The organism is Phyllobacterium sp. SL163, from assembly GCF_049896885.1.
Classification (GTDB): domain Bacteria; phylum Pseudomonadota; class Alphaproteobacteria; order Rhizobiales; family Rhizobiaceae; genus Phyllobacterium; species Phyllobacterium calauticae.
Map to the genome: position 1 here is coordinate 155805 of NZ_JAFCVE010000010.1, position 25620 is coordinate 181424.

General features: G+C 59.3%; 23 protein-coding genes. 13 read left to right on the forward strand and 10 right to left on the reverse strand.

The features are described from left to right. Nucleotides 1–70 precede the first annotated feature (70 nt). Nucleotides 71–1231: an FUSC family protein gene (locus ACP7B1_RS21675; protein WP_346308500.1), complete on the reverse strand. Its 1161-nt coding sequence runs from the start codon at nucleotides 1229–1231 to the stop codon at nucleotides 71–73. Nucleotides 1232–1349: 118 nt separating this feature from the next. Between ACP7B1_RS21675 and ACP7B1_RS21680 the strand changes: the two genes are divergently transcribed. Beyond that, a complete protein-coding gene (locus ACP7B1_RS21680) occupies nucleotides 1350–2732 on the forward strand; it encodes an FAD-containing oxidoreductase (RefSeq protein ID WP_346308499.1) in 1383 nt (460 codons plus the stop codon). Between the two features lie 166 nt (nucleotides 2733–2898). Continuing rightward, nucleotides 2899–3288, forward strand: coding sequence for a nuclear transport factor 2 family protein (locus ACP7B1_RS21685; protein WP_223614884.1), 390 nt, complete (start codon nucleotides 2899–2901; stop codon nucleotides 3286–3288). 33 nt (nucleotides 3289–3321) lie between these two features. On the opposite strand, the gene ACP7B1_RS21690 is transcribed toward ACP7B1_RS21685, so the two are convergent. Next, the gene (locus ACP7B1_RS21690) at nucleotides 3322–4362 is read right to left on the reverse strand and encodes a dipeptidase (protein WP_346308498.1); all 1041 of its coding nucleotides are present in this window, start codon (nucleotides 4360–4362) and stop codon (nucleotides 3322–3324) included. A gap of 335 nt (nucleotides 4363–4697) precedes the next feature. Here ACP7B1_RS21690 and ACP7B1_RS21695 point away from each other — a divergent pair, with 335 nt between their 5' ends. The 7 genes from ACP7B1_RS21695 (at nucleotide 4698) to ACP7B1_RS21725 (ending at nucleotide 12308) form a co-directional block, all read left to right on the forward strand. Continuing rightward, entirely contained in the window at nucleotides 4698–6296 is a 1599-nt protein-coding gene (locus ACP7B1_RS21695; protein WP_346308512.1) for an ABC transporter substrate-binding protein, read from the forward strand. Then, a complete protein-coding gene (locus tag ACP7B1_RS21700; RefSeq protein WP_346308497.1) occupies nucleotides 6293–7306 on the forward strand; it encodes an ABC transporter permease in 1014 nt (337 codons plus the stop codon). Before ACP7B1_RS21695 ends, ACP7B1_RS21700 begins: the two co-directional genes overlap by 4 nt. Then, nucleotides 7303–8205, forward strand: a complete 903-nt coding sequence (locus tag ACP7B1_RS21705; protein ID WP_223614888.1) for an ABC transporter permease — start codon at nucleotides 7303–7305, stop codon at nucleotides 8203–8205. The genes ACP7B1_RS21700 and ACP7B1_RS21705 overlap by 4 nt, the downstream gene beginning before the upstream one ends. Before the next feature lie 8 nt (nucleotides 8206–8213). Continuing rightward, nucleotides 8214–9044 carry an ABC transporter ATP-binding protein gene (locus ACP7B1_RS21710; RefSeq protein WP_426137249.1) on the forward strand — a complete coding sequence of 277 codons (831 nt, stop codon included), beginning with the start codon at nucleotides 8214–8216 and terminating at the stop codon, nucleotides 9042–9044. Next, nucleotides 9041–9781: an ABC transporter ATP-binding protein gene (locus ACP7B1_RS21715; RefSeq protein WP_346308495.1), complete on the forward strand. Its 741-nt coding sequence runs from the start codon at nucleotides 9041–9043 to the stop codon at nucleotides 9779–9781. Before ACP7B1_RS21710 ends, ACP7B1_RS21715 begins: the two co-directional genes overlap by 4 nt. Nucleotides 9782–9792: 11 nt before the next feature. Beyond that, a complete protein-coding gene (locus ACP7B1_RS21720; protein ID WP_346308494.1) occupies nucleotides 9793–11307 on the forward strand; it encodes a serine hydrolase domain-containing protein in 1515 nt (504 codons plus the stop codon). A gap of 92 nt (nucleotides 11308–11399) precedes the next feature. Beyond that, complete coding sequence (locus tag ACP7B1_RS21725; RefSeq protein ID WP_346308493.1) at nucleotides 11400–12308, forward strand: LysR family transcriptional regulator; 909 nt, start codon at nucleotides 11400–11402, stop codon at nucleotides 12306–12308. A 53-nt stretch (nucleotides 12309–12361) separates the two neighbouring features. On the opposite strand, the gene ACP7B1_RS21730 is transcribed toward ACP7B1_RS21725, so the two are convergent. The 6 genes from ACP7B1_RS21730 to ACP7B1_RS21755 form a co-directional block, all read right to left on the reverse strand. Further along, on the reverse strand, nucleotides 12362–13231 hold the full coding sequence (locus tag ACP7B1_RS21730) for a D-amino-acid transaminase (protein WP_346308492.1): 870 nt from the start codon (nucleotides 13229–13231) through the stop codon (nucleotides 12362–12364). A gap of 41 nt (nucleotides 13232–13272) precedes the next feature. Continuing rightward, on the reverse strand, nucleotides 13273–14343 hold the full coding sequence (locus ACP7B1_RS21735) for a P1 family peptidase (RefSeq protein WP_346308491.1): 1071 nt from the start codon (nucleotides 14341–14343) through the stop codon (nucleotides 13273–13275). 138 nt (nucleotides 14344–14481) lie between these two features. Next, nucleotides 14482–14802: a DUF982 domain-containing protein gene (locus ACP7B1_RS21740; RefSeq protein WP_346308490.1), complete on the reverse strand. Its 321-nt coding sequence runs from the start codon at nucleotides 14800–14802 to the stop codon at nucleotides 14482–14484. 41 nt (nucleotides 14803–14843) lie between these two features. Further along, the gene (locus tag ACP7B1_RS21745; protein WP_426137250.1) at nucleotides 14844–15515 is read right to left on the reverse strand and encodes a hypothetical protein; all 672 of its coding nucleotides are present in this window, start codon (nucleotides 15513–15515) and stop codon (nucleotides 14844–14846) included. Nucleotides 15516–15846: 331 nt separating this feature from the next. Further along, nucleotides 15847–17172 (reverse strand): GGDEF domain-containing protein, encoded by a 1326-nt coding sequence (locus tag ACP7B1_RS21750; protein ID WP_346305090.1) that lies wholly within the window; start codon nucleotides 17170–17172, stop codon nucleotides 15847–15849. Nucleotides 17173–17218: 46 nt separating this feature from the next. After that, nucleotides 17219–17977 (reverse strand): transporter substrate-binding domain-containing protein, encoded by a 759-nt coding sequence (locus ACP7B1_RS21755; RefSeq protein WP_223614896.1) that lies wholly within the window; start codon nucleotides 17975–17977, stop codon nucleotides 17219–17221. Between the two features lie 275 nt (nucleotides 17978–18252). Between ACP7B1_RS21755 and ACP7B1_RS21760 the strand changes: the two genes are divergently transcribed. From ACP7B1_RS21760 to ACP7B1_RS21775, 4 genes are all read left to right on the forward strand, one after another. Further along, nucleotides 18253–20343 carry a putative bifunctional diguanylate cyclase/phosphodiesterase gene (locus tag ACP7B1_RS21760; RefSeq protein ID WP_346305089.1) on the forward strand — a complete coding sequence of 697 codons (2091 nt, stop codon included), beginning with the start codon at nucleotides 18253–18255 and terminating at the stop codon, nucleotides 20341–20343. A 163-nt stretch (nucleotides 20344–20506) separates the two neighbouring features. Continuing rightward, nucleotides 20507–21523 carry an ABC transporter substrate-binding protein gene (locus ACP7B1_RS21765; RefSeq protein ID WP_223614898.1) on the forward strand — a complete coding sequence of 339 codons (1017 nt, stop codon included), beginning with the start codon at nucleotides 20507–20509 and terminating at the stop codon, nucleotides 21521–21523. A 103-nt stretch (nucleotides 21524–21626) separates the two neighbouring features. Further along, nucleotides 21627–22445, forward strand: a complete 819-nt coding sequence (locus ACP7B1_RS21770) for an ABC transporter ATP-binding protein (protein WP_223614899.1) — start codon at nucleotides 21627–21629, stop codon at nucleotides 22443–22445. 17 nt (nucleotides 22446–22462) lie between these two features. Further along, the gene (locus ACP7B1_RS21775) at nucleotides 22463–23341 is read left to right on the forward strand and encodes an ABC transporter permease (protein ID WP_346305088.1); all 879 of its coding nucleotides are present in this window, start codon (nucleotides 22463–22465) and stop codon (nucleotides 23339–23341) included. Nucleotides 23342–23357: 16 nt separating this feature from the next. Here ACP7B1_RS21775 and ACP7B1_RS21780 read toward each other — a convergent pair whose 3' ends face one another. Then, nucleotides 23358–24800, reverse strand: a complete 1443-nt coding sequence (locus tag ACP7B1_RS21780) for a sensor histidine kinase (RefSeq protein ID WP_346305087.1) — start codon at nucleotides 24798–24800, stop codon at nucleotides 23358–23360. Then, a complete protein-coding gene (locus ACP7B1_RS21785) occupies nucleotides 24790–25458 on the reverse strand; it encodes a response regulator (RefSeq protein ID WP_105733521.1) in 669 nt (222 codons plus the stop codon). Before ACP7B1_RS21785 ends, ACP7B1_RS21780 begins: the two co-directional genes overlap by 11 nt. Nucleotides 25459–25620 lie beyond the last annotated feature (162 nt).

Consider the following 25620-nt stretch of genomic DNA (forward strand, 5'->3'; position numbering starts at 1 on the left):
GCTGTGTCAATATAAAAATTTGCGCGCGTAAAGTTTATTGCAGAAAGATGATCCGCATTCGCCACTGCATTTATTCGTTTGATGATGGCTGCTTGATGTCAGGACCGTCATTTCGCGGCGTGTGATCACGGAAGAGATAGTGGGAGGCAAGGAGAACCGGCTCCAGGATGACCACGCCGAACAGGATGCCCGCAAGCCGTTCGATACCGGGTTCCAGCGCGGCACTGGTATAGGTGTCGGGCACGAGGACGACAAGAAAGGCAAGGACGAACTGCGTTCCGATATAGCTGATGGAGGAGTTGCTGTTTTCGATATGCCGCCCGACAAGCACACCGATACACACGCCAAGCGTCATGAGGACGGGCGAATGATGACTGCCAAGCAGGATGAGCGTGGCGATGAGGCCGCCGACGCTGCAGCCGACAAAGCGCAGCACAAGCCGCGATGTGATCGGGTTCAGCACGCTTGCGGCCAGACTGCTCACCGGAATCATCATCACGGCCATGATGGTAATGCTCGACTGGCTAAGGGAGGTGATGCCCGTCCACAGCCATATCCATGGAATCAGCCCCAGAGCGATGGCGGCTTGCAGCGCATGCTTTGCTGCGCCCCTGTGCCAGATCACAGAGTGTCTTATCGCGGTCTGCGCGGGCGTTTCCCGGGATTGCCGCGGCAGCCGGCGCCGGATGGTGAAGGTTGATACTGCGCTGACGAGAATGCAGGCGAGAGTGCCGGCAAGGATTTCGACAAGGCGCGACTGGGCGAACGGCAGCACCGATTCCGATGGATGTTTCATGCCGTCGATCAGTACCATGCAGAATGTCAGCCCGGTGAACAGCCAGGCATAGCTGCGTTTTCCGACGAGGGCGAAGTAAAGGGTGACGCCGCCGATAATGACAAGCGACAGGCTGAGAAGGAACGGCTTGCCGATGACAAGCGGGGCCAGGGCCAAAGCGGCACCCGCACCCGCCGATGTGCCGATAATGCGCAGAATGCCGCGGGTGAGACTTTCCGATACATGCGAGCGCATCACCATGTAGCCGCTGAACGCCGCCCAGCCGACGTTTTTCGCCCCAAGGACGTGCGCGAAGATGATGGCGAGCAGCACGGATATGACGCACTCGAACTCGTCGACCATCCGCGGTCCGGGCCTTGCCAACGACCGGAGTTCCCGCACGCTTGCGGTTGCGAAAACAGTAAGGCTGGCTGTGGCTTGCCGCAGATAGTTCATCGTTTGCTTCTACCGGTCTTGCGGTCGGCTGTCGATGTACCGCTTTCAAAGACGACGTGGCTTTCGAACCAATGCCGCTCTTGTTACTCTCGCTCACCCTTAACACTGGAGCATTGCCATGGGCCACGCATTCGACGCGATCATCATAGGGGCGGGGCAAGCGGGTCCATCGCTCGCCGACCGGCTGACTGCGGCTGGCATGAGCGTGCTGATTGTCGAGCGAAAACTGTTTGGCGGCACCTGCGTCAATACCGGCTGCATGCCGACGAAGACGATGGTTGCCAGCGCCTATGCGGCGCACATTGCCCGGCGCGGCGCTGATTATGGCCTTGTGATAGAACAGCCCATTCGCGTCGACATGAAGCGGGTGCGGCAGCGGGCCGATACAGTTTCGTTCAATGCCCGTACGGGTGTCGAGACCTGGTTGCGCGGCATGCGCAATTGCCGGGTCGTCGAGGGGCATGCCCGGTTCGTCGACGCTCATACGATTGCTGTCGACGGAGTGCTTTTTCAGGCGCCGCGCATTTTCATCAATGTGGGCGGGCGCGCCAACATTCCGGACATGCCAGGTATTCGGGATGTGGAGTATCTCACCAATACGACCATGATGCAGCTCGATACCTTGCCTCGGCATCTGGTGGTGGTTGGCGGCAGCTATATCGGCCTCGAATTTGCGCAGATGTACCGGCGCTTCGGATCGCAGGTCACTGTCGTTGAGAAAGGTCCCCGGCTGGTTGGACGCGAAGACGCCGATGTGTCCGAGGCGATCAGGTCCATCCTGGACAATGAAGGCATCACATGCCGTCTCGATGCCAATTGCATCGCGTTCAAACCGCATGCCGACGGCACGGAAGTTCATCTCGATTGCGATTCCGGCGCGCGCAGCGTGGTCGGCTCGCATGTGCTGCTGGCGATTGGCCGCCGCCCAAACACCGACGATCTCGGTCTGGACAAGGCAGGCATCGAGATGGACGAGCGGGGTTACATCAAGGTCGATGATTTTCTGGCGACGAGTGCCGACGGCGTCTGGGCGCTTGGAGACTGCAACGGGCAGGGCGCATTCACCCACACGGCCTATAATGATTATGAGATCGTGGCGGCCAACCTCCTGGATGGCGAGAGCCGCAAGGTCAGCGATCGGGTTCCCGGCTATGCGCTCTATATCGACCCGCCGCTCGGCCGGGCGGGAATGAGCGAAACCCAGGCCAGGGCAACGGGCCGCCCCATTCTGGTGTCGAAGCGGCCCATGACCCGGGTTGGCCGAGCCGTCGAGAAGGATGAAACGCAGGGCTTCATGAAGATCGTTGCCGATGCGCAGACACAGCAGATCTTGGGCGCGGCGATTCTGGGTACCGGCGGCGATGAGGCGATCCATGGCATCATCGACGCGATGAGCGCCAAGGTGGGCTATCCCACGCTGAAATGGGCGGTGCCTGTCCACCCCACCGTTTCCGAACTGATCCCGACAGTTCTCGGCGATTTGTCCGCCCCGGCGCTCTGACAAGAGCCCGCGTCAAAGTGGAGCGACGGCGCAACTTGTTCCGGAGAAAATTAGAGGTTATTGCCTTGTTCAGATATGACGGATAGCCTTTATGCGTGTTTGCGGTTGAGCCCACGCCCTCCGGTGGTTTCGGCCGATACGGAATAAAAGGGGAGGAGATGATGAGATGACCACTGCATTCGATACAGCCGATGAAGCCGCCATTCAGCAGTGCGAAGAACGCCTGAGGTCTGCGATGCTGCGCAGCGACGTTGAAGCGCTCGATGTGTTGCTGGCCAACGACCTCATTTTCATCGATCATCAGGGACGCCGGATTGAAAAGGCGCAGGACCTTGAAGCGCATCGCAGCGGTGTCCTGGCGCTCGAACAGATCGACGTCCTCGACAGCATCATCCGGCCGCTCGGCAATGCAGTCCTGGTTTCGTTGCGGGTCAGGTTTACCGGAACCTATTACGGCGAAAAGTTTTCTGAAAAACTGGCCTTTACCCGTGTCTGGAGCCGCACGGCGGATGACTGGGCCGTTACCCTGGCCCATTGCTCCAGAATCACCATGTAGACAAAAGCAGAGAACCGACCGGCGAAACTCCGGTCAGTTCGTCCACGTGCGTTCGAGAACGCTTATCCAGTTGCCGTGGCAGATCTTGTCGAGCGCCTCCCCATCATAGCCCGCCTGGCGCAGGGCATCGACCAGCAATTGCAGGTCGCCGGCATCGCGCATGGCGGCTGGAATGGTTGTGCCATCGAAGTCCGATCCGAGTGCAACATGATCGATCCCGATGCGATCGACGATGTAATCGACATGCCGCACCAGCTCACTCAAATCCGTGTCGGGATTTCTCACGCCGTCCTGACGCAGGAACAGGACGCCGAAGTTCAGGCCGACCAGTCCGCCTGTATCACGGATCGCGTCGAGCTGGCGGTCCGTCAGATTGCGGCTGTGCGTGCACAGCGCATGCACATTGGAATGCGAGGCCACGAGCGGCGCGTCCGATATGGCCGCAATGTCCCAGAAGCCCTGTTCGTTCATGTGGGAAAGATCAACCATGATCCGCAGCTCATTGCAGGTGCGGATCAGCTGTTTGCCATGGTCGGTCAGGCCCGGCCCGATATCCGGGGAACTGGGAAAGCGGAAGGGCACGCCATGGGCAAAAATATTGCTGCGGCTCCACACGGGTCCGAGCGTGCGCAACCCCGCCTGATGCAGGACGTAGAGTGCATCGAGGTCGGGTCCGATGGCTTCCGCGCCTTCGATATGGAGTACCGAGGCAAACGCCCCGTCTTTCATTGCATTGCGGATATCATCCGCCGTCCGACAGATGCGCAGGCGGTCTTCCGCCTGCCGTTCGATCCGTGTCAGAAGCGCGGCCATGGCCAGGGTGGTGTTGAGCGCACTTTCCATGTCCGGCGTGTTGTAATCGCCATTGGTATTTTTCTGCGGCGATGGCGTCGGAACGTAAATCGCGCACAGTCCTCCCGCCAGCCCGCCCTTTTTCGCGCGCGGCAGGTCGATATGACCCACATTTTCCCCCTCGATGAAGCGCTTCTCCGGCGACGGTTCGGTCGACATCCAGAGGCGGAGCAGGACATCGTTGTGCCCGTCGAAAACCGGGACGATTGAATGGCTGGTCATGGGTCAGGAAACCTTGGTGCGTTTTGCGGTGGCGGGAGCCGAGTCCCGAAGCTGTCACCAGCTTTGGCGCGAATACCGGCAAATGGCAAATGCGTTTTCGGTCGCTGCCCATGCGCGCAACGCATCGGCACGTCTGTTCCGTACCTCTGTTCCTGCCGCATGCACAGTGTGCATAGGTACTGCCAAAATCGGCATTGGCCGCCCGTTCGACCAGCATGATAGAGCCTGCTTAAAAAATTGACACGCAAGAAATTTGGGCGGCGAGCCAGTCAGACGATGTCTGCGGCGGGGCGGCGTCCGGGAACAAAAGAACCATGAGCAAAGGGGCACGCACCATGATCTCAAGACGCAATCTGTTGATTGGCGGCGCAGCGATACCGTTTCTATCCTATGTCAATCTGACCCAGGCATTTGCCGATACGCCGAAGGACATCCTTGTTGTCGCGCAGCAGATCGACAACATGACAAGCCTCGATCCGCATGAAAGCTTTGAGGCGGTCGGCAGCGAGATTGCCGGCAATATCTATCACAAGCTGGTGCATCCCAATCTCGAAAATGCCGATCAGGTCGATGGCGGCCTGGCCGAATCATGGGAGGCCGATGCCGACGGCAAGGTGTTCACGTTCAAGATGCGTGCGGGTGCAAAGTTTGCCAGCGGCGCGCCGGTGACGGCCGAAGACGCGGCATTTTCCCTGCAGCGCGCCGTCAAGATGAACAAGGGACCTGCGTTCATCATCACGCAGTTCGGCTTTACCGCCGAGAATGTCGAGCAGCAGATCAAGGCCGTTGACGACACGACATTGAAGATCACCGTTGAAAAGCCGGTTTCCCTGTCCTTCCTGCTCTATTGCCTGTCGGCCAACGTCGGCAGCATCGTCGAGAAGAAGATTGTCCTGGAAAACGTGGCGGGCGACGATTTCGGCAATGGCTGGCTGCAAAAGAACAGCGCAGGTTCGGGCGAGTGGGTGCTCATGGCCTGGAAGCCCAGCGAAAGCGTCACGCTCAAGGTCAATCCGGAAGGCGCCTATAAGGGCAACATCAAGCGCATCATCCTGCGCCATGTGGTCGATCCGTCATCCCAGCTGCTGATGCTGCAGAAGGGCGATGCCGATATCGCGCGCAACCTGACGACCGAGCAGCTGCGCACGCTTCAGGGCGACGAAAACTATACGCTGGTGCAGAAGGGCGTGGCTTCGCTGGTCCTTATCTCGCTCAACCAGAAGAACCCGAATCTGGCCAAGCCGCAGGTCTGGCAGGCGGTCAAATGGGCGATCGACTACAAGGGCATCCAGCAGAACATCGTGCCGCTGACGCACAAAATCCATCAGAGCTTCCTGCCCGAGGGCTTTCCCGGCGCGGTGAACGACACACCCTTCCAGAAGGACGTCGAAAAGGCCAAGGCACTTATGGCCGAGGCGGGCCTTGCCGGTGGTTTTGATATCGTCATGGACCATTATTCGGCCCAGCCCTATCCGGATATTGCGCAGGCTCTTCAGGCGAACCTTGCCGAAATCGGCATCCGCGTTCAGCTGCAGGCGGCCGAGAACCGCCAGGTCCTGACGAAAATGCGTGCCCGTGAACATCAGATGGCACTGTCCGCCTGGGGTTCGGACTATTTCGATCCGCATGCCAATGCCGATGTCTTCAACATCAATCTCGACAACTCGGACAATGCAAAGACCAAGCCGTTCCTCTGGCGCTCGTCCTGGCAGGATGCGGAAATGACCAAAAAGGCCGAGGAAGCCCGCGACGAGAAGGATCCGCAGAAGCGCATCGAGCTCTACGAAGCCTTGCAGAAGGCGCATATGGAGCACAGCCCCTTTGCCCTGATGCTGCAGACAAAAACCACGGCTGCCTGCCGCAAGGCTGTTTCGGGCATGCGCCTTGGCACATTGTCTGACTCCCACTCCTATGCAGGGATCGCAAAGGCTTGAACGCGCGGATAAAAAATCTGTCCAGCCTTCTCGGCAGTGTCTTCCTGACACTGCTCGGGCTGACGGTGATCACGTTCATGATCGGCCGCGTCATGCCGGTCGATCCCGTGATCGCCGCCGTGGGCGACAATGCGCCCGAGGCCGTCATCGCCCGGGCGCGGATCGAAATGGGGCTGGATCAGCCGGTGGTGGTCCAGTTCCTCCACTATCTCGCGCAGATCGTTCAGGGTGATCTCGGCAAATCCATCCTGACCCGCAATCCTGTGGCGACCGATATCGCGCGTTATTTCCCGGCCACGCTGGAACTGGCAACCGCGGCGCTCATTCTTGCCGCCGTGATCGGCATTCCGCTTGGCGTCTGGGCCGCGGTTCGGCAGGGAAGCTATGTCGACCAGACCATCCGCGTCATCTGTCTCGCCGGCCATTCCGTTCCGGTTTTCGTGCTGGCGATGATTTCGCTGCTGGTGTTTTACGCCGTGCTCGGCATTGCGCCGGGGCCGGGGCGTCAGGACATCATTTTTCAGGATATGGTGCCGCACGTCACCGGCATCCTGACAATCGACTCCATCATTGCCGGGGATTGGGATGCGCTTTATGACGCGCTCATCCACATGATCCAGCCCGTCTGCATCCTCGCCTATTTCAGCATGGCCTACATCACGCGCATGACCCGCGCCTTCATGCTGGATGCGCTCAAGGGCGAGTTTGTCATTACCGCGCGTGCCAAGGGGCTGTCTGCCGCCGCCGTTGTCTGGAAACATGCCTTTCCGACCGTCGCGGTCCAGCTCGTCACGGTTCTCGCGCTCACCTATGCCGGTTTGCTGGAAGGGGCTGTTGTGACGGAAACGGTGTTCAGCTGGCCGGGCCTTGGGCAATATCTGACCATCTCGCTGATGAATGCGGACATGAACCCGGTTGTGGGCGCAACGCTGCTGATCGGCCTGATCTATGTCGTCCTCAACCTGCTCGCCGATATCTTATACAAACTGCTGGATCCACGCGTCCGATGATACAGACATCTTTTCGTAACTGGGCGCTGGATGAAACCCCCGCCTCGCGCTCGCAAGCCAATTGGGGACGCCGGTACCGTATCTGGCTGAGCCTGAAGTCCAATCCTCTGGCGATGATCGGCCTCGGCATCATTCTTCTGTTCGCCCTGCTGTCACTGCTGGCTCCCTTGATCGCGCCCTATGATCCGAGCTTGCAAAATCTCGGCAACAGATTGGCGCGTCCCTCGGCTGTGCATTGGTTCGGAACGGATGAACTGGGGCGGGATATCCTGTCGCGCATCCTGTTCGGCGGCCGCGTCACCCTTGGAATGGTGGTGTCGGTGGTAGCTGTCGTCGCGCCGATTGGTCTGGCTGTGGGCTGTGTTGCCGGATATATGGGCGGTGTGGTCGATTCCGCGCTCATGCGGATCACCGACGTGTTTCTGGCGTTTCCGCGTCTCATTCTTGCTCTTGCCTTCGTCGCTGCGCTGAAGCCCGGCGTGGAAAGTGCAATCCTGGCGATCGCCTTGACCGCATGGCCGCCCTATGCGCGCCTCGCGCGGGCGGAAACCATGACGATCCGCAACACCGATTATGTCGCCGCGTACCGCCTGACCGGCGCCTCGCGCTGGCGCATCATGCTGCGCCATATCGCGCCGCTGTGCGTGCCGAGCCTGATCGTGCGCACCACGCTCGACATGAGTTCGATCATCATCACTGCGGCCAGTCTCGGTTTTCTCGGCATGGGCGCGCAGGCGCCGTCCCCGGAATGGGGCGCGATGATTGCCACGGCCAAACGCTTCATCTTCGAACAGTGGTGGGTTGCGACAATCCCGGGAATAGCGATCTTCATGGTATCGCTCGCCTTCAACTTCCTGGGTGATGGCCTGCGAGACGTCCTCGACCCGAAGCAGAATTAGGAAACAGGATGCTGGTCGATATCAAGAACCTTCGTATTGCCTTTGAAACGCGAACAAGCCGGTTCGAGGCCGTGCGCGGCGTATCCATGCAGCTGGGTACCGAAAAACTCGGCATCGTCGGCGAAAGCGGTTCGGGCAAGTCCCTGACGGCGCGCGCCCTGATGAAGCTTCTGCCAAGCAATGCCAGGATTGAAGCCGACAGGCTTGCGTTCGATGGCATCGATATTCTCGGTGCTTCGGAGCGCGGCATGCGCCAGATTCGCGGAAAGCGCGCCGGGTTCATTCTGCAGGACCCGAAATATTCGCTCAATCCGGTGAAGACGGTTGGCAGCCAGATTGCCGAATCATGGCGCACCCACAAGAAGGGCAGCCGGAAAGAAGCGGCGGAAGCCGCCATTGAACTGCTGGATCAGGTAATGATCCGTGACCCCCGTAAGGTGGCCGGTGCTTACCCCAACGAGATTTCGGGCGGCATGGGACAGCGCGTCATGATCGCCATGATGCTGGCACCCGATCCGGAACTGCTGATCGCCGATGAGCCGACCAGCGCACTCGATGCAACGGTGCAGGCGGAAATCCTGCGTCTCATTGACGATCTGGTGTCGCGCCGGGGCATGGGCCTCATCCTGATCAGCCATGACCTGCCGCTGGTCTCGCATTTCTGCGACAGGGTTGCCGTCATGTATTCCGGCCGGGTTGTGGAAGAGCTCAAGGCTTCCGAGCTCGCCAAGGCACAGCATCCCTATACGAAGGGCCTGCTGAATTGCATGCCGTCGCTGATGCACCCCAAGGAAAGACTTCCCGTTCTCACTCGCGATGCAGCGTGGCTCAACCCATGATCAAGGTCGATCAACTCAGAATCTCATTCGGCACGCATGAAGTTGTCCGCGGCGTTTCCTTTGATGTTGCCAAGGGCGGCAGCTTCGGCATCGTTGGGGAAAGCGGATCGGGCAAATCAACGGTTCTGCGCGCGATGGCCGGTCTCAATGAAGACTGGAGCGGGCGCGTCGCCTTCGACGGCACGGATGCGCCGCTGAAGCGTCCGCCGGCTTTTTTCCGTCAGGTGCAGATGGTGTTCCAGGATCCGTTCGGTTCGCTGCACCCGCGCCAGACTATCGACCGGATTCTCAGTGAACTCCTTCTGGTGCACAAACTGCCGGACGTTGAAAAACGCATCAAGCAGGCACTTTCGGACGTTGCCCTGCCGCAGACCGTGCGCTTTCGCTATCCGCACCAGCTTTCCGGCGGCCAGCGCCAGCGTGTTGCCATTGCCCGCGCGCTGATTGCCGAACCGCAGGTCCTGCTGCTGGATGAACCGACCAGCGCGCTTGACGTGTCGGTGCAGGCGGAAATTCTCAACCTCTTGGCGGATCTGCGGCAAGCGCGGAATTTGACCTATGTCCTCGTCAGCCACAATCTGGCGGTCATCGCGCATCTGTGTCCGCAGCTTGGCGTCATGCTGAACGGCGAGATGGTCGAGCAATTGAGCGCCGATGATCTGCGGGCAGGACGCACGAAACACGCGCATACATCGGCGCTTCGCACGTTGAGCATCAATCTCGAAGAACCGGCATAACGGAGGACAGGATGTCCGTCAGTTTGAATTGGGTGGCCGCTGCGGCCTGTGCCGAAAACTTTGCAAGTCAATGGCCGGCCAACGAGCCGGGCGGGGCCATCATCGGTTTCGATAGGCAAGGCATCCGCTTCGCCTATGCCGGAGGTTTGGAAAGCCTCGCGGCAGGCACGGCGTTTTCAGCAGACAGCGTGGTGCGCTACGCCTCGGTGACCAAGCATGTTTTTTCGGCAATGGTGCTTGAAAACTCCGGTCTTGTCGCGCTGGATGATCGCCTCGGTGACCATCTTGCGGAGCTGCAGGCGCCGCTCGCCGACGTGACCGTTGGCCGTGCCCTGGACATGAGCGGCGGTCTGCCGGATGTGCGCGAATGCCTGACGCTTCTCGGGCTGTCCGTTTACACGGAAACACAGAAACAGCCGCTCCTGGATTTTCTCAGTTCATTGACACGGCTGAACTTCGATGCCGGTACGGACGTTTCGTACTCCAATACCGGTTATCGTCTGGTCGAAGCGGCTCTCGAACGCAAGGGGAAGACCTTCGACGCTTTCGTTCAGAATGAGATTGCCGGTCCGCTGGGTATCTTCCTCAAGGCACCGGAAGTGTGGAACGACCCGGTTTCCGGTCTTGTGCCGGGCTATTTCAAGGATGGTGAAACGTGGCAGCTCAGTGCTGCCGGCCTGCATATCTCCGCGTCCGGCAGTCTGACGGGGAGCGGCAACAGCCTTGCCGTATGGCTGCAGCATTTGCTTGCAGGCGGTGATCGCCATGCGGGCCTGCTCGCGACACTTTCCGCCACCCGCTGTATGGGCGATGGCCGCCCATCCGACTACGGACTTGGTCTGCGCTGGTCGGAACTGGCAGGGCGCCGCTTCGTCGGCCATGGCGGTTCTCACCCCGGTTACAAATCCTATTTCCTTCTCGATGGGGAAGCGGGAACCGGGTTTGTCGTTGTGTCCAATCGCGACGATACCAACGGTTACAAGATCGCCCTGGCCGCGATGGGTGCCCTCACGGGGCTGCCGCTGCCACAGACAAACTGTACCATTCCCGACGGTCTCTACGTCACGGAAACCGGCCCGTACTGGATTGAAATGGCCGGCGGCATTGCCACCTATCTCGACGCCGAGGACACGCTCTATGACGATGGCGACGGCTGGTTTTCATCGCGATCCGCTTCCTCGCCGATGCGGCTGCGCTGGACCGGCACGGCTCTGGAAGGCGAGGCGGGTTATATCAACCGGCGATTCCTGCCGGTAAAGCCGGGACTGGCATCCGCAGATCTCAACGGCCATTGGGTCGCTGCCGAATATGGGGCGCGTTTCGATATCCGCGATGGCATGGTAAGCATGGGGATCGGCCCGACGCGCCATGCCATGCCATTGGTTCCCCTGGGCAATGGCCGTTTCCTCTTCACTCTCATCGATGGACCCTGGCGCAAGCGCATCTGCCTGCATTGCCTTGCCGATGGAAAAGTCGAGCTGGTTCTCAGCCGCAGCCGCATGATGGAATATACGCTGGCACGCTGATTTTGATTTGAAATCCGCATCGCTTTCCGTAATACGGGAAGGCGCCCGCCCACCGCGGGTGCCTTTTTGTTTTTTAAGCAGGAACCGTCCCATTGGAAATCAAGTGGCTCGAAGACTTTCTCGCGCTGGCGAATACGCTGAATTTTTCGAAAGCTGCCGATGAGAGACATGTCACGCAGTCCGCTTTCAGCCGCCGCATCAAGCAGTTGGAGGCCTGGCTTGGAACAACCCTCATCGACCGGGCGACCTATCCGTCCCGCCTGACCGATGCGGGAGACAAGTTTGTGCCCGTCGCGCAGGAGGCGTTGAAGACGCTTCATCAGGCCCGGCGCAAATTCAAGGTGGACGAAGGGATCGATGCGCACACGATCACCTTCACGGCGCTGCACACCCTGTCATTCACCCTTTTCCCGGAATGGCTGAAGGCGCTGAACACCAAAACCGGACCGGTCCTGTCCCGGTTGCGCCCGGACTCCGGCATCATGGAACAGAACGCCAATTCCCTGGTGGATGGCGAATGTGATTTCCTTTTGACCTATGCCCACGCGTCGGTGCCGTTGCTGCTCGATCCCCTGGAGTTCGAGTATCAGCTGCTCGGTTCGGAAAATATCATTCCGGTGTCGGCACCCGCCGCTGACGGAGAGCCGTTGCACGCGCTTGGCCACGAGGGGAAACCGGTCGCCTATATCAGCTATGAAAAGGCTTCGTTCTTCGGCCAGCTGATGGCTGATCTCTTTGCCAGGCGGCAGCCGGACTACACGCTTGTGCATGAGGGCAGCATGGCCGTCGGACTGACGGGCATGGCGCTTGCCGGCTGGGGTGTCGCCTGGGCACCGGAGAGCCTGACACGAGCCGATCTCGCGCAGGGCGCGCTGGTCCGGGCTGCCGATCCAAGCTGGGATATCAGCGTCGACATCCGGCTTTACCGGTCCCGGCAAAACCGGCGGCCCGTGGTTCGCCGCGTCTGGCAAGCCATCGCTGAAATGACGTCATCGCACTGACGCCGTCCGATCCGCCTTGCCGATATGGAAAGGCAGATCCGCGGCGCCGAGGGTCAGACCGCCGTCTTGTACGCGTGCTCGATATACAATTCACGCAACCGCCGCATGACAGGGCCGGGTGTACCGTTGCCAACGGGCAGGCCGTCGATCGTCGTGACCGGCAGAACAAAGTTGGATGCGCTGCTCATGCCCGCCTCGGTGGCGGCAAGAGCCTCAGCGAGGCTGAACGGGCGCTCCTCGATACGCATGCCGGTTTCCTGCGCCAGCTGCAGAAGAGCGAGACGCGTGCATCCCGGCAGCGTCTTGCTGCTGTTGGCACGGGTGACGATCGAGCCTTCCGGTGTCACGATATAGGCCGTCGAGGATGCGCCTTCCGTGACCAGTCCGTCTTCGATCATCCATGCTTCCTGGCAGCCCGCTTCCTTGGCGATACGCTTGGCCAGGACCTGCGGCAACAGGCAGGTGCTCTTGATATCCCGGCGCGCCCAGCGCATGTCGTCGACGGATTTGATCGCGAGCCCCGTATTCACAGCCGGCAAATCGATCAGCTTCTTGACCTGGGTGAACATGATAAGGGTCGGTTCGAGGTCATCTGAAAACAGAAAGTCCCGTTCCTCGGCACCGCGCGTCATCTGCAGATAGATCAAGCCCTCGACGAGCGCATTCCGCTCGATCAGGGTCTTTTGAATCTGCTCGATCTCTTCGGGCGAGATCGCCATCCGGATGCCGATCTCATTCGTCGACCGTTGCAGCCGCGTGGTGTGAGGCTTGCTGTCAACCAGTTTGCCGCCAAGAACGGCCGTGACTTCATAAATCCCGTCGCCGAAAAGAAAGCCGCGATCAAAGATGGAAATATGTGCTTCCGCAGCGGGAACGAACGCGCCGTTGACGTAGGCGATGCGGCTGTCGGCCGTGTGTTTCATGGGAACTCCTTGGTATGAAAAAGGGTGCGCCGGCCGGGAAATCACCGGCGGGCGAGGCGCTTCAATGTCGCGAGCGAGATGGCCTCGACCCGGTTGGGGCTTGATGTGCCAGCATTGAAACCTTCGGTGGTTTGCGCCATGCACAGGGAATTGAGGATGCTTTCTTCCGTTGCTTCGATGGCTGCCTCGAACAGCGGCGACACAAGCTCATTGGGCAAATCCGGTATTGCCGTGACTTTCTTGCGCTGCTTTTTCGTGCGGCGAACCTCGGTTGCGGTGGAAAAGGCGAGGGCGTAGTCGCCCGAACCATTGCTCAGCGCCGCACCGGTTCGGGCGAGGCCGCCAAAAGCGCGTGTGGCCAGACGCTTCAGATTGCGGTCCGACAGGGGCGCGTCGGTGGCCACGATGATGACGATGGAGCCGTCCCGGTCTTCACTTGCCGAACTGGCATAGGGTTGGCCATCGATGCGCAGATGCCCGCCATAGTTGGACTGGACGAGAATGCCGACGGTATAATCCTTGCCGCCTGTGCTGACGCGTCTGGAACTTGTGCCGATGCCGCCTTTCAGGCCGAAGGCCACCGTTCCCGTGCCCGCGCCGACGCTGCCTTCCGCGACAGGGCCGTCGGTGGCCGCTGCAAGCGCTGCGGCCATCTCCTCGATGCTGGGGCGCCCGCTGCGGATGTCATTGAGACGGGAATCATTGGTTTCGCCGACCACGGCATTGATGGAGACCAGCTGGCCGTTGTCCGGCTGCGACAGGGTCCAGCGGTTGATGGCTTCGATGGCCCTGCCGGTTGCCAACGTGTTTGTCAGAAGGATCGGCGTTTCCATCTCGCCCAGCTCTTCGATCTGGGTCGATCCGGCGAACTTTCCGTAACCGTTGAGCACGGCAATCGCGGCCGGTACCTTGTCCTGGAACAGGTTGCCGCCATGCGGCAGGATCGCGGTGGCGCCGGTGCGGATGGTTTCGCCTTCGACAATCGTCACGTGCCCCACACGCACGCCAGCCACATCGCTGATCGCGTTGAGCGGACCGGGCGGATAGTGGCCGGGAGCAATGCCGATGTCCCGCGCTCTCGATCGTTGTGTGTTGCCGTTGGCCTGTGCCATCCCGTGCGCTCCCTTATGGCGTTTTCATAGCGCTCTTCGGCACGGGATGGCATCGCAAATGTGGAATAGTTCTATGTCGAATGCGCAATAAGCACGGCACCGCAATTTACCGCGACCACAGCGATCAGGCGAGGCAGGCTAATGCAGAGGCTTGACCTCAAGGAAAATGCCGGCCTCGCGTGCTGCATCGACAAATGCACGCCGGGCCTTGTGGGCTGGTTTCCACCCATCAAGGGCGTCCATACAGGATTGGAGTGCTTTCCGGTATTTGGGGCCGTGATTGCGCGGCCAGTGGATTTTGAGACATTCTACCGCTTCCCATGTGCTGTAGATCATCCTCTGTCCCGCAATGCCCAATCGTACTGCAACGGGGACAGAAAAACGTTTTTCACTCATCTCTTCCTCTTTTCCATCGCATGATTCCAACATCTCGATGATCGCAGGATTTTGGGGCAGCAATGAGTCATCCCTGCCGCAACCGGCGTTCCCGCGTGCTTGTGTCAGAGCGATGTGGGGACATCGCCATGATCTACCCTGCGTGAGAATTCCGTTTCCAGGCCCTGTGCAAGCCGTGCCGCCTGACCGATCCAGTCTTCCCGTTCAATGCGTCCGGGAAAGGCGAGGTAGCTCCCGACCCATTCCGCATTCTGATGGTTCCACGCCGCGATTTGGCTGAACGTCCAGATGCCGAGCTCGTTGAGTTTGATCTCGTTGGTATGGCCGACGCCAGCTATCCGTTTCAGATTATCAGGGGTTGCAACCCTGTCGATTGATGGCGGGCGCTGTCCGGGATGACCGTCGCTGGCCAGAGCCGTTGCGGCCGGCGCGGCGGCAACCGGTGCCGCCGCTGGGGCCATGGCGGGTTGCTGTTGGACAGCCGGTTCGGCGGCGCGCAGACTTGCCAGCCAGCTGCCGGCGAAATAACCGACGATGTAGCTGCCGACAAGCAGCAGAGCCGCTTCCAGAGACTGCCCGGCAAGACCCGGCAGCCATTTCAGCACCGCGACGACGAGGCCGATGACGAAGAGCAGACAAAGCAGTCTAAGCCAGCCTGGCCAGGAAACCGGCCGCCATGCCTGGACCGATCGCTGGAAGGTCATGAAACCCACTGCAATACCCAGAAGAAGCGCAATCAACATCCAAGGCCAGTACGTCGAAAGTAGATAGGTCATTGCCGTTCTCTCCTATTTGACAGAGAATTCGATCGGGCGATCAAGCGCCTTGCCTATATCAGTATCGTTCGATGCAATCGGATATGGGGAACCGAGGCCGGCGTCAGTCAGCCGCTCGGGTGATAGGCCGGCATTTGCCAGGCAAGTGGTGCTGGCCTTTGTCACTTTGAGGGCCGACTCATCGCATTGTCCCCGGATGAATAAAACCTTAAGTTGCAGCGACAACCTATACGTTTCCGCGCCTTCTTTCTAGTGACGCAATTTGTCCGGATTCTTCCCGATTGATCCACACAGCGTCAGAACGGCGCGCGTTGGCTGCCCGGTTACCGGCTCAAGCGACGATCGGTACGGCAATGTCGCGTCCGGCGATTGCCTTGACATTGTTCCGCCCGCTGTGTTTTGCCCGGTACAGCGCTTTGTCGGCATTTTCCAGAATCTGTTCCGAACTGTCGAAAACGCCGCTTCGCATCGACGCGACGCCAAGGCTGGCGGTCATTCTTATGATGTCGTCCTGCGGGGCCTTGATACGCAGGCCGCTGATGGCGGTCCTGATGGCCTCTGCCACGCAGACACCGTCTTCCAGGCTGCAGGCGGGAAGAACAAGGGCAAATTCTTCTCCGCCGTACCGCGCGATATGACATACCCGGTCCGAGCAGACGCCGCTGAGGACGCTGGCGGCGGCTTTGAGACACGCATCGCCGGCCTGATGGCCGTAGCGGTCATTGATGGACTTGAAGTGATCGAGATCGACCATGACGATGGCCAGATCATCGCCTCGCTCGACGGATGTGTTGAACGCCTCAACGAGTTTTCGCTCAAAACTGCGCCTGTTGGCGAGCCGGGTCAGGCCATCCTCCTCGGACAGGGTGTGCAGAATGGTATTGGTCTTCAACAGATCGCGTGACACCCGGCCGTAGGCCTGAATGGCATCGAAAATGGTTGAGAGCTCCCGGAACAGCGGATGGCGGAATTTGACGTCGCCCGCTTCCTGCCGGTCAATCGACCCGAGATAGTTGATCGCCGTATGGATGGGGGCAATGATGTGGCGGGCCACAACGAACAGCGCGCCGATGGCGATTGCCACCGGGAGTATCAGGATGACGATCCACGCCAGCTGGATCATCCTGGCGGTCTTCTGAATGTCGCCGGACATCGCATAGGCGAGCGCCGCGGCATCCGTCGTCAGGTCCTGTGTCAGGCTGTCCGTCAGATGCATGGCCGATTGATAGGCCTCGAGCGCCTGCTTATCCAGCTGTCCGGCCGAAATCCCTTCGGTTTTCGTTTGGGCCAGTGCCTCGCTTCGCCTGATCTGTTCCCGCTTGGCAATGATGCGCTTTACCTGTTCGGCGACTTCCAGCACCTTGTCGGCCAGTTGCGCATTGTTATCCAGGGTGAAGCTTCGGGCGAGGACATGGGTCTGCAGCTGCACCTGCCGTTCCAGTTCGCGGTCCCGGGCGAGATAGGCCGAGCGGACAAGCGAGGCCAGCCGTTCGATCTTCAGGGCATTGCGGTTCTGGGCCAGGACGAGCGGCAGCTGGTTTTCCTGCGCGTAATCGGCGTTGCTTTCGATCTTTTGCAGCAGGAAGAATGAATAGCCGGCCGCCGCAACGGCATAGACGAGGACAAGCGCAATCAGGAGCTGGCCTGCAGCCCGCATTGAAATTTGCATTCCCTGAAAAGGATTACGCATGTCGGGTAACGGCCTAATAGATGCTGAAGGGAAAGTAGTTGTTGTTGATCCGGTCATAGGTTCCGTTGAGCCGAATCTGGCTCAACGCCTCGTTGACCTGCTGGATAAGCTCGGTATTGCCCTTCGAGGCCGTCACATGCGATGTGCTGCGCAGGAGATCGCTGGTGAGCGGATCACCGACATAGTCGAACCTGGAGTTTTCGGGTGACTGCAGAAAGGCAAGCAGTTCTATCGAGTCCGCCAGCATCAGCTCGACACTGCCGGAGGTCAGCAGTTTCTGAGCGGAGGGCTGATCCGCGGCCAGAATGATCGTGCTTTCGGGATAGACTTTCTTGAGATACTCGGCCTGCATCGTATCCTTGCCCGCGCCGATTTTAATGCCCTTCAAGGCAGCGGGGGAAATGTCATGGAATTTCTGCGGATCGCCGGCAAAAGCCGAATGGGAACGGTAATAGGGCGTGGAAAATTCCATGCGCTTCGCGCGTTCATCGGTCAGCGACATGCTGGCAACCACGAGATCGTATTCGTGCTGTTCAAGCCGCGTGATGATCTCCACCCACGGCACCGTGACGATTGAGCAGTTTGCGTCCATCTCCTTGCAGAGGGCATGGGCGATTTCAACGTCGAAACCGGTCAGCTTGCCGGAGGCATCGATGAAATTGAAGGGAGGGTAGGCGCCCTCGGTCGCTATTCTCAGTGTCTGCTTTTCCGCCGAAGCCATACCGCCGAGCGAAACCAAAGCTGCAATTGCAAGAGCCAATACCGATTTCATCTTGTGTGCCCCAAATAGCATTTTGAACCATTTGGTTGCCTCGAAATGAATAAAGTGTAACCGGCGCCCCGCGATGTCGCGACATGATTTATTTTGATTGAACAGCTCACGTTCAAATTTAGAAAAACCGGCTTCGGCGGGACGTTCGTGTGCCGCCCATTGGACGAGCTGGAAATCAACCCAATAATAACCTGATCCGTTAATTCAACATCAAGTGTTTGTCCGTAGTTGAAGACCACGGGAGGATGCAAACAGGGACAGAGAGAACCGTAATCATGATGTTGGTGATGGCGTGTATCGGCGGAAAACACAACATTTGGCTTGTTCTCCTTGCGGCTTTCGTTTGCGTATCGGGTTCATGGGCAATTTTCCGCCTGTTCCAACGGGCGGCGAATACAACAGGCCCGGAAAAAATCGGATGGCACTTCCTGACGGCAACGGCGGCAGGATCGGCGATCTGGTGTACCCACTTCATCGCCATGCTGGCCTATGATCCGGGAGCGCCCGTCGCCTTCGATGCCGTCCTGACGATCGTTTCGCTTCTGGTCGCAATCGGCGGGGCGCTGGTAAGCTTCGTCATAGCCACGAGCGGATCGGGCCGGCTGCCTTCCATCGTCGGCGGTTCGCTGTTGGGTGTATCCATCGCAGCCATGCATTATACCGGCATGTTCGCCTATCGCGTCCAGGGTATCGTCGATTGGGACATGACCTATCTGATGGCCTCGATTGTTCTGTCGGTCGTCCTTTCAGCCGTTTCACTGCACCTTGCCGTCAATGGCAAATTCAACAGGCGATTGGCCGCTGCGTCCGGCGTGCTGGCGCTTGCCATTGTCAGCCTGCATTTTACCGGCATGACGGCGTTCAAAATAACCCCGTTGTCGACGGCGGGTGCGTTCACCGATCACGCGGCCCTGCAGGCCATGGCCCTCGCGATTGCGCTGGTGGGCATGATTGTCGTGGGTACGGGGCTTGTCAGTTACCTCATTGATGACCGCACACGGGCGGATTCGTATCAGCGGCTGCGCCAGATGGCGATGAACGACAGTCTGACGGGTCTTCCCAACCGGGCCAGCTTCAATGACCGCCTTGACCGGGAAATCCGCGCCGCCGGCAATACCGGAAACCGGATTGCGCTGGTCTGCATCGATCTCGACCGCTTCAAGGAAATCAACGATGTCCGTGGGCATAGTTCCGGCGATGAGGTTCTGCGCACGCTGGCGCTGCGCATGAGCGATCTGTTGCACGACGGCGAATTCGTTGCGCGGCTGGGCGGAGATGAATTTGCCGCCATTCATCACGCACACAGCGGAGAAGCGCTGAACGGGTTTCTCGCACGCATTGAAACGGCGATGTTCAAGCCCATCCGCATCGGCGATTTTGACGTGAACCCTGGAGCGAGCATCGGCGTCGCACTCTATCCCGATGATGCCGATACCAAGGAAATGCTGATCAACAATGCGGACCTTGCCATGTATCGCGCCAAGGCCGACCGGACCACGGCAGTGTGCTTCTACGAACAGGGAATGGACGAAACGGTCCGGGCCCGCCGCACATTGGCGGGGGAGCTGCGCGAGGCGCTCGACAACAATGAACTCGACCTGCACTATCAGGTGCAGACCGCTGTTTCGACCGGCGAGGTTCGCGGCTATGAAGTCCTGCTGCGCTGGAAGCATCCGAAGCACGGTTTCATCCCGCCATCAGAATTCATCCCGCTTGCGGAGGAAACCGGTCTGATCCTGCAACTGGGCGAATGGGTCCTGCGGAGGGCCTGTGCCGCCGCCACATCCTGGACGCCTGCCTACAAGATTGCGGTCAATCTGTCGCCCGTTCAGCTTTCGCATGCGGACTTGCCGAAGCTGATCCATGAAATCCTGCTGGAAACCCAGCTGCCCGCCAGCCGCCTCGAGCTCGAACTGACGGAATCGACGATCATCGCCGATAAGGTCCGGACCCTGCATATCCTGCGCCAGATCAAACAGCTGGGTGTCACCATCGCCCTCGATGATTTCGGAACGGGATATTCGTCGCTTGAAACCCTGCGGTCGTTTCCCTTCGATACGATCAAGCTGGACCGTTCCTTCATGAGCGAAGTCGAGACGAGCCCGCAGGCAAAGGCCATTATTCGCGCGGTTCTCGCGCTGGGCAAGAGCCTCAGCATCCCGGTTCTGGCCGAGGGCATCGAAACACAGAGCCAGCTGTCGCTTCTGGATGCGGAGGGGTGCGATGCGGCGCAAGGCTTTTATCTGGGCAGGCCCGCCCCGCTGGACCAGATCATGATCAGCGGCCAGATCAGCAGGATTGAAGACGGCATTGCAGCGGAAATGCCGCTGCCGCAACCAACTGCTATTCTGGCATTGTCGGCCTAGAATTCCGCGGTTCCACAGGGGCATCGCAGAACAGAAAAACGGCTTTTTGCCGCTGAAAGCTAACTGAAAGGTTGCGTCATCTATAGTACCCCTGCATCCATAAGAACACACCCACGGTGTGACAAAGAATTGAGGGTGCGGGAAACAAATCGAGGACGGAACAATGGCACTTTCACGCTCTTTTTTTCACACGGCTTCTTTTGCCGTTTTGATGGCCGCCAGCACATTCGGTGCCGGATCCGCCGCTCATGCCGATGACAAGATCACCATCATGGTGGGCGGCTATGAAAAGCACATCTATTTGCCTGCAAAGCTTGCCGAAGCGCTCGGCTATTTCAAGGACGAAGGCCTGGATGTTGAATTGCTCAACGAACCGGCCGGTGTCGATGCCGAAAACCAGCTGCTGGCAGGCGCCGTCCAGGGCGTTGTCGGTTTCTACGATCACTGCATTGACCTGCAGGCCAAGGGCAAGCTTGTTGAATCGATCGTTCAGTTCAGCCAGGCGCCGGGCGAAGTCGAACTGGTTTCGACCAAACACCCCGAGATCAAGTCTGCGGCTGACTTCAAGGGCATGAGCCTCGGCGTCACCGGGCTTGGCTCCTCCACCAATTTCCTTACGCAGTATCTGGCTTTCAAGAGCGGCTTGCAGCCCGGAGAGTTTACATCCGTGCCTGTCGGTGCAGGAGCGACATTCATTGCCGCCATGCAGCAGGACAAGATCCAGGCCGGCATGACAACTGAGCCGACAATCTCGCGCATGCTCAAGACCAAGGAAGCAAGCGTCCTGATCGACATGCGCACGATTGAAAGCACGCGGGCTGCTCTCGGCGGAACCTATCCCGCCGCATCGCTCTATATGGAAACATCGTGGGTCGATGCACACAAGGAAACGACGCAGAAGCTGGCCAATGCCTTCGTCAAGACCTTGAAATACATCAACACCCATAGTGCGGATGACATTGCCGACAAGATGCCGAAGGATTTCTACGTCGGCGACAAGGAAGGTTATGTAAAAGCGCTTGCCGACGGCAAGGGCATGTTCACCGCAGACGGCGTTATGCCGGCGGACGGTCCGCAGACCGTACTGAACGTTCTGTCGAGCTTTTCCAAGAACGTCAAAGGCAAGCAGATCGATCTTTCCAAGACCTTCACGTCTGAATTCGTGAAAGCTGCCAAATAACCTTTCCGAGCTTATTGCTTCCGGCCGCCAGCGGCTGGAAGCGATCCCTTGGTATCGGGCATTGCGTGCACGCCCGTTATTCAGCACGCCCCAGGTATTTGCCATGAAAGACAATGCATCCCAGACCCCTGCCATTGAATTGATCAATGTCAGCCGCCGCTTCGTTTCACCGACCGGCAAGTCACTGACTGCCTTGCGCGATTTCAACATGGTGGTCGAACCCGGCGAGTTCGTCGCCGTTGTCGGACCGACAGGTTGCGGCAAGTCCACAACACTCAATCTCGTCACCGGACTTGCCCGGCCAAGCGCCGGCGAAGTGCGCCTCATGGGCGGCCCGGTCAATGGTATCGATCCGAGAGTCGGCTTCGTGTTTCAGACCGACGCGCTGTTCCCGTGGCGCAATGTCATTGACAATGTCATGGCCGGCCCGCTCTTCCGGGGAAAATCCCATGCGGAAGCCACCCGCAGCGCCAGAGACTGGCTCGCCCGTGTCGGGCTGTCCCGCTTCGAGCAGCACTATCCGCACCAGCTTTCGGGCGGCATGCGCAAGCGTGTGTCCCTGGCCCAGACTTTCATCAATGAACCTGAAATTCTGTTGATGGACGAGCCATTCTCGGCGCTGGACGTGCAGACCCGGACCGTGATGCACGAAGAGCTGTTGCGCCTGTGGGCGGAACGCAAGGCCTCGGTCATCTTTGTGACGCACGACCTTGAGGAGGCCGTCGCCCTCGCGGACAAGGTCTATGTGCTGACCGCCGGACCCGCAACGGTGAAATCCGTCTATCCCATCAATCTCCCGCGTCCGCGCGTGGTTGCTGACATTCGCTACGAGCCCCGTTTCATCGAATATTGCCGCACGATCTGGGAAGATCTGCGCGATGAAGTGGAAATGAGCTATCGACGCGCCAGTCAGGCAGCCTGAACCGGAGGAATTTCATCATGACCGATACCCCATTGGAAAACATTGCTCCGATTTTCCGCGCCGGAACCTCCGACGCAGAAATAGAGGCTGCCGCTCTCAAGGCAATGCAACGCCGCAAACACGCTGTCTTGTTCTGGCGGCTTGTCATCCTGGTCGGCATTCTCGGCATCTGGGAACTTGCAGCCAACAGGCTTTGGATCGATCCGTTTTTCTATTCCAGCCCAAGTGGCATTGTCATGCGCCTGTATGAATGGATCACGGAGGGCACCGCCGAAGGGTCGCTGTGGTTCAATCTGTGGGTCACCATGGAAGAAGCATTGATCGGCTTTTTTGCAGGCTCCATTGCCGGTGTTCTGGTTGGCATCGGCCTTGGCCGCAACCAGTTCCTCTCCGATATTTTCTCGGTTTACATCAAGGCGATCAACTCGATCCCGCGCGTCGTTCTTGCCCCGATCTTCATCATGATCATGGGGCTGGGACTGGCATCCAAAGTGGCACTGGCCTTCATCATGGTGTTTTTCGTGGTGTTCGCCAATGCATTTCAGGGCGTGCGCGAAGCCGACCGCAACATGATTGCCAATGCCCGTATTCTCGGGGCGTCCAACTGGCAGGTGACGCGCACGGTAATCGTACCATCGGCGATGAGCTGGATTTTCGCCAGCCTGCACGTCAGCTTCGGCTTTGCCATCATCGGCGCGATCGTTGGTGAATTTGTCGGCGCACGCTTTGGTATCGGTCAGTTGATCTCGATCGCCAAAGGCACATTTGATGCGGCCGGCATGTATGCCGCCATCATCCTGGTGATGCTTGTTACGCTGCTGGCGGAAATGATCATGACCATGATCGAAACCCGGCTGGCAAAGTGGCGCCCGCAACAGCATACCGACATGCAGTAATTCAGCATGCCAGCGATCAAGACAGGACCGGTTCGCTCCGGTCCTGTTTTATTGTTGGCAGCTTGATGTCCACGGTCAATCCTCCGCTCGGGGATGTGCCCAAGCTCACCGTACCATCAGCGCCGTCGACGACTTCCTTGACGATGGCAAGGCCCAAGCCGCTACCCTCGGGCTGCACGTCCATGATGCGGTAGAACCGCTCGAAAACCTTCGCTCTTTCATCGTCGGGTATGCCCGGCCCGTTGTCTTCGACGCGAAGCTGCACCCATTCATCACCTTTGGAAACGGAAACCGTGACGGTGCCGCCAACCGGCGTGTAGCGCAGGGCATTGTCGATGAGATTGACGATCATCTCGGACAGCATCGGGCCGTCGCCTTCGACGAAAGCCGGTTCGCTGGCCTCGAAACCGAGATCGATCTGGCGGCGCAAGGCCGTTTCGGCATAGGTGTCGAGGACCTGCCGTGTTGCCGCGGTCATATCAACCCTGTCGCGCCGCGGCCTGCGGCTGCCCGGTTCGGCGCGCGACAATGTCAGCAGCTGACTGGCGAGGCGGGCGAGCTGCTTGGTGCTGGACCGGAGAGCTTGCAACGCCTCGTTGCGGCGGTCATTGTCCTGTTCCCGCGCGGCAAAGCTTGCCTGGGTCGCGACCAGGGTCAGGGGGGTGCGCAACTGGTGCGCCGCGTTGGAGACGAACCGCCTCTGTGCAGCCATCTGGCTTTGTACGCGCTCCATATAATCGTTGAGGGCGTGGACCAGGGGACGCAGTTCGGTCTGCACGGTTTCGGGGGAAAACGGATCAAGCCGCTCCCGTCCCTGTTCGCGCACCGCATCGCGCAGGCGCAGGACCGGGGTGAGCCCGCGCTGCAGCCCGACAATGGCGACAAAACCGGCGACGAGAACCAGAAGCACCTGTTTGGTGAAATCCGACAGCCAGAGCCTTTGCCGCATTGCCCGTTCGCCATTCAGCGTCACCGCGACCGACACGGACACTTCGGCATCCCGCGCCAGCCCGATCACCGGGTGGTTCAATGTCAGCACGCGTACCGGAGAGTCTCTGAACATCGCATCCTCGCCCACCTGTTCCTTTTTGGGTTCGGGCAGGTTGTCGAAGCCGGAGACCAGGGTTCCCCATGCCGTCAGCACCCGGTAAAAAACCCGGTCGCCATGGCCGATATCGAACATCTCGAGCGCAGCGGGCGGAATATCCACGGCAACTGTCCCGTTGGTGTCCACTGTCACAGCTTCGGCAATCACCCGGGCGGACGCCAGCAGCAGCTGATCGCTGACCAGATCGGCGGTGGCCTCGGCAGATTGAAAGCTGATGACGAGATTGACGCAGATCACGCCGATCAGCGGAAGAACGATCCAGAGCAGAAGCTGGACCCGCAGGCTCTCGCTCAGCCGTTTCCACAAACGGTGGAATTTCGACTGCGTCTGGGGCTTGCCGTCATTCACCATGGCGCAAAAGATAGCCCATGCCGCGCAATGTCGCGATTTTCACCGAACTGCCTTCCAGCTTCTTGCGCACCCTGTGAACATAAATCTCTATGGCATTTGCATCGGCCAAATCATTGAAACCGAAGACACTTTCGCACAGGACAGTTTTGCTGACCGTCGTTCCCGCCTTGAAGATCAGGTGCTCCAGCACCGCATGCTCGCGCGGTGTCAGCGACATGAGCTTGCCCGACAGAAAGAACTGCCGCGTCCTGCCGTCGAACAGCAATTCACCCAGCTCGATCTCGGGATTGGCCCGGTTATGCCCGCGGCGGAGCTGCGCCCGGATCCGCGCCTCCAGTTCGGCGATCTCGAATGGTTTGGCCAGATAGTCGTCGGCGCCTTCGTCAAGCCCTGCAACCCGCCCGCCAAGGCTTGCATTCGCGGTCAGTATGATGACCGGAACGGTACTGCCGCTCTTGCGCAGGCGCCGCAGCACGGTCATTCCGTCCATTTTGGGCAGCGACAGATCGAGAATGACAAGGGCATAGTCGGCGACCCGCAGTGCATGGTCGGCATCCTCGCCATTATAGACGGTATCGACGGCATAATGGGCCTGCCGCAGCGCCTTATCGAGCCAGGATGCCAAATCACGATTGTCTTCAACGAGGAGTATGCGCATGCGCGTAGGATATACTACGGGTGCAGGAATTTACCAATGTGCCTGGTCTTTTTATGGACAAACATGATTCTTGCATCTCGCCAGCACAGGGATTCATGATAAGAGCGCCTGGTGTGGAAAAGAGCCGCAGGTGCCGACCCAATCTTTACCACAATCATACCT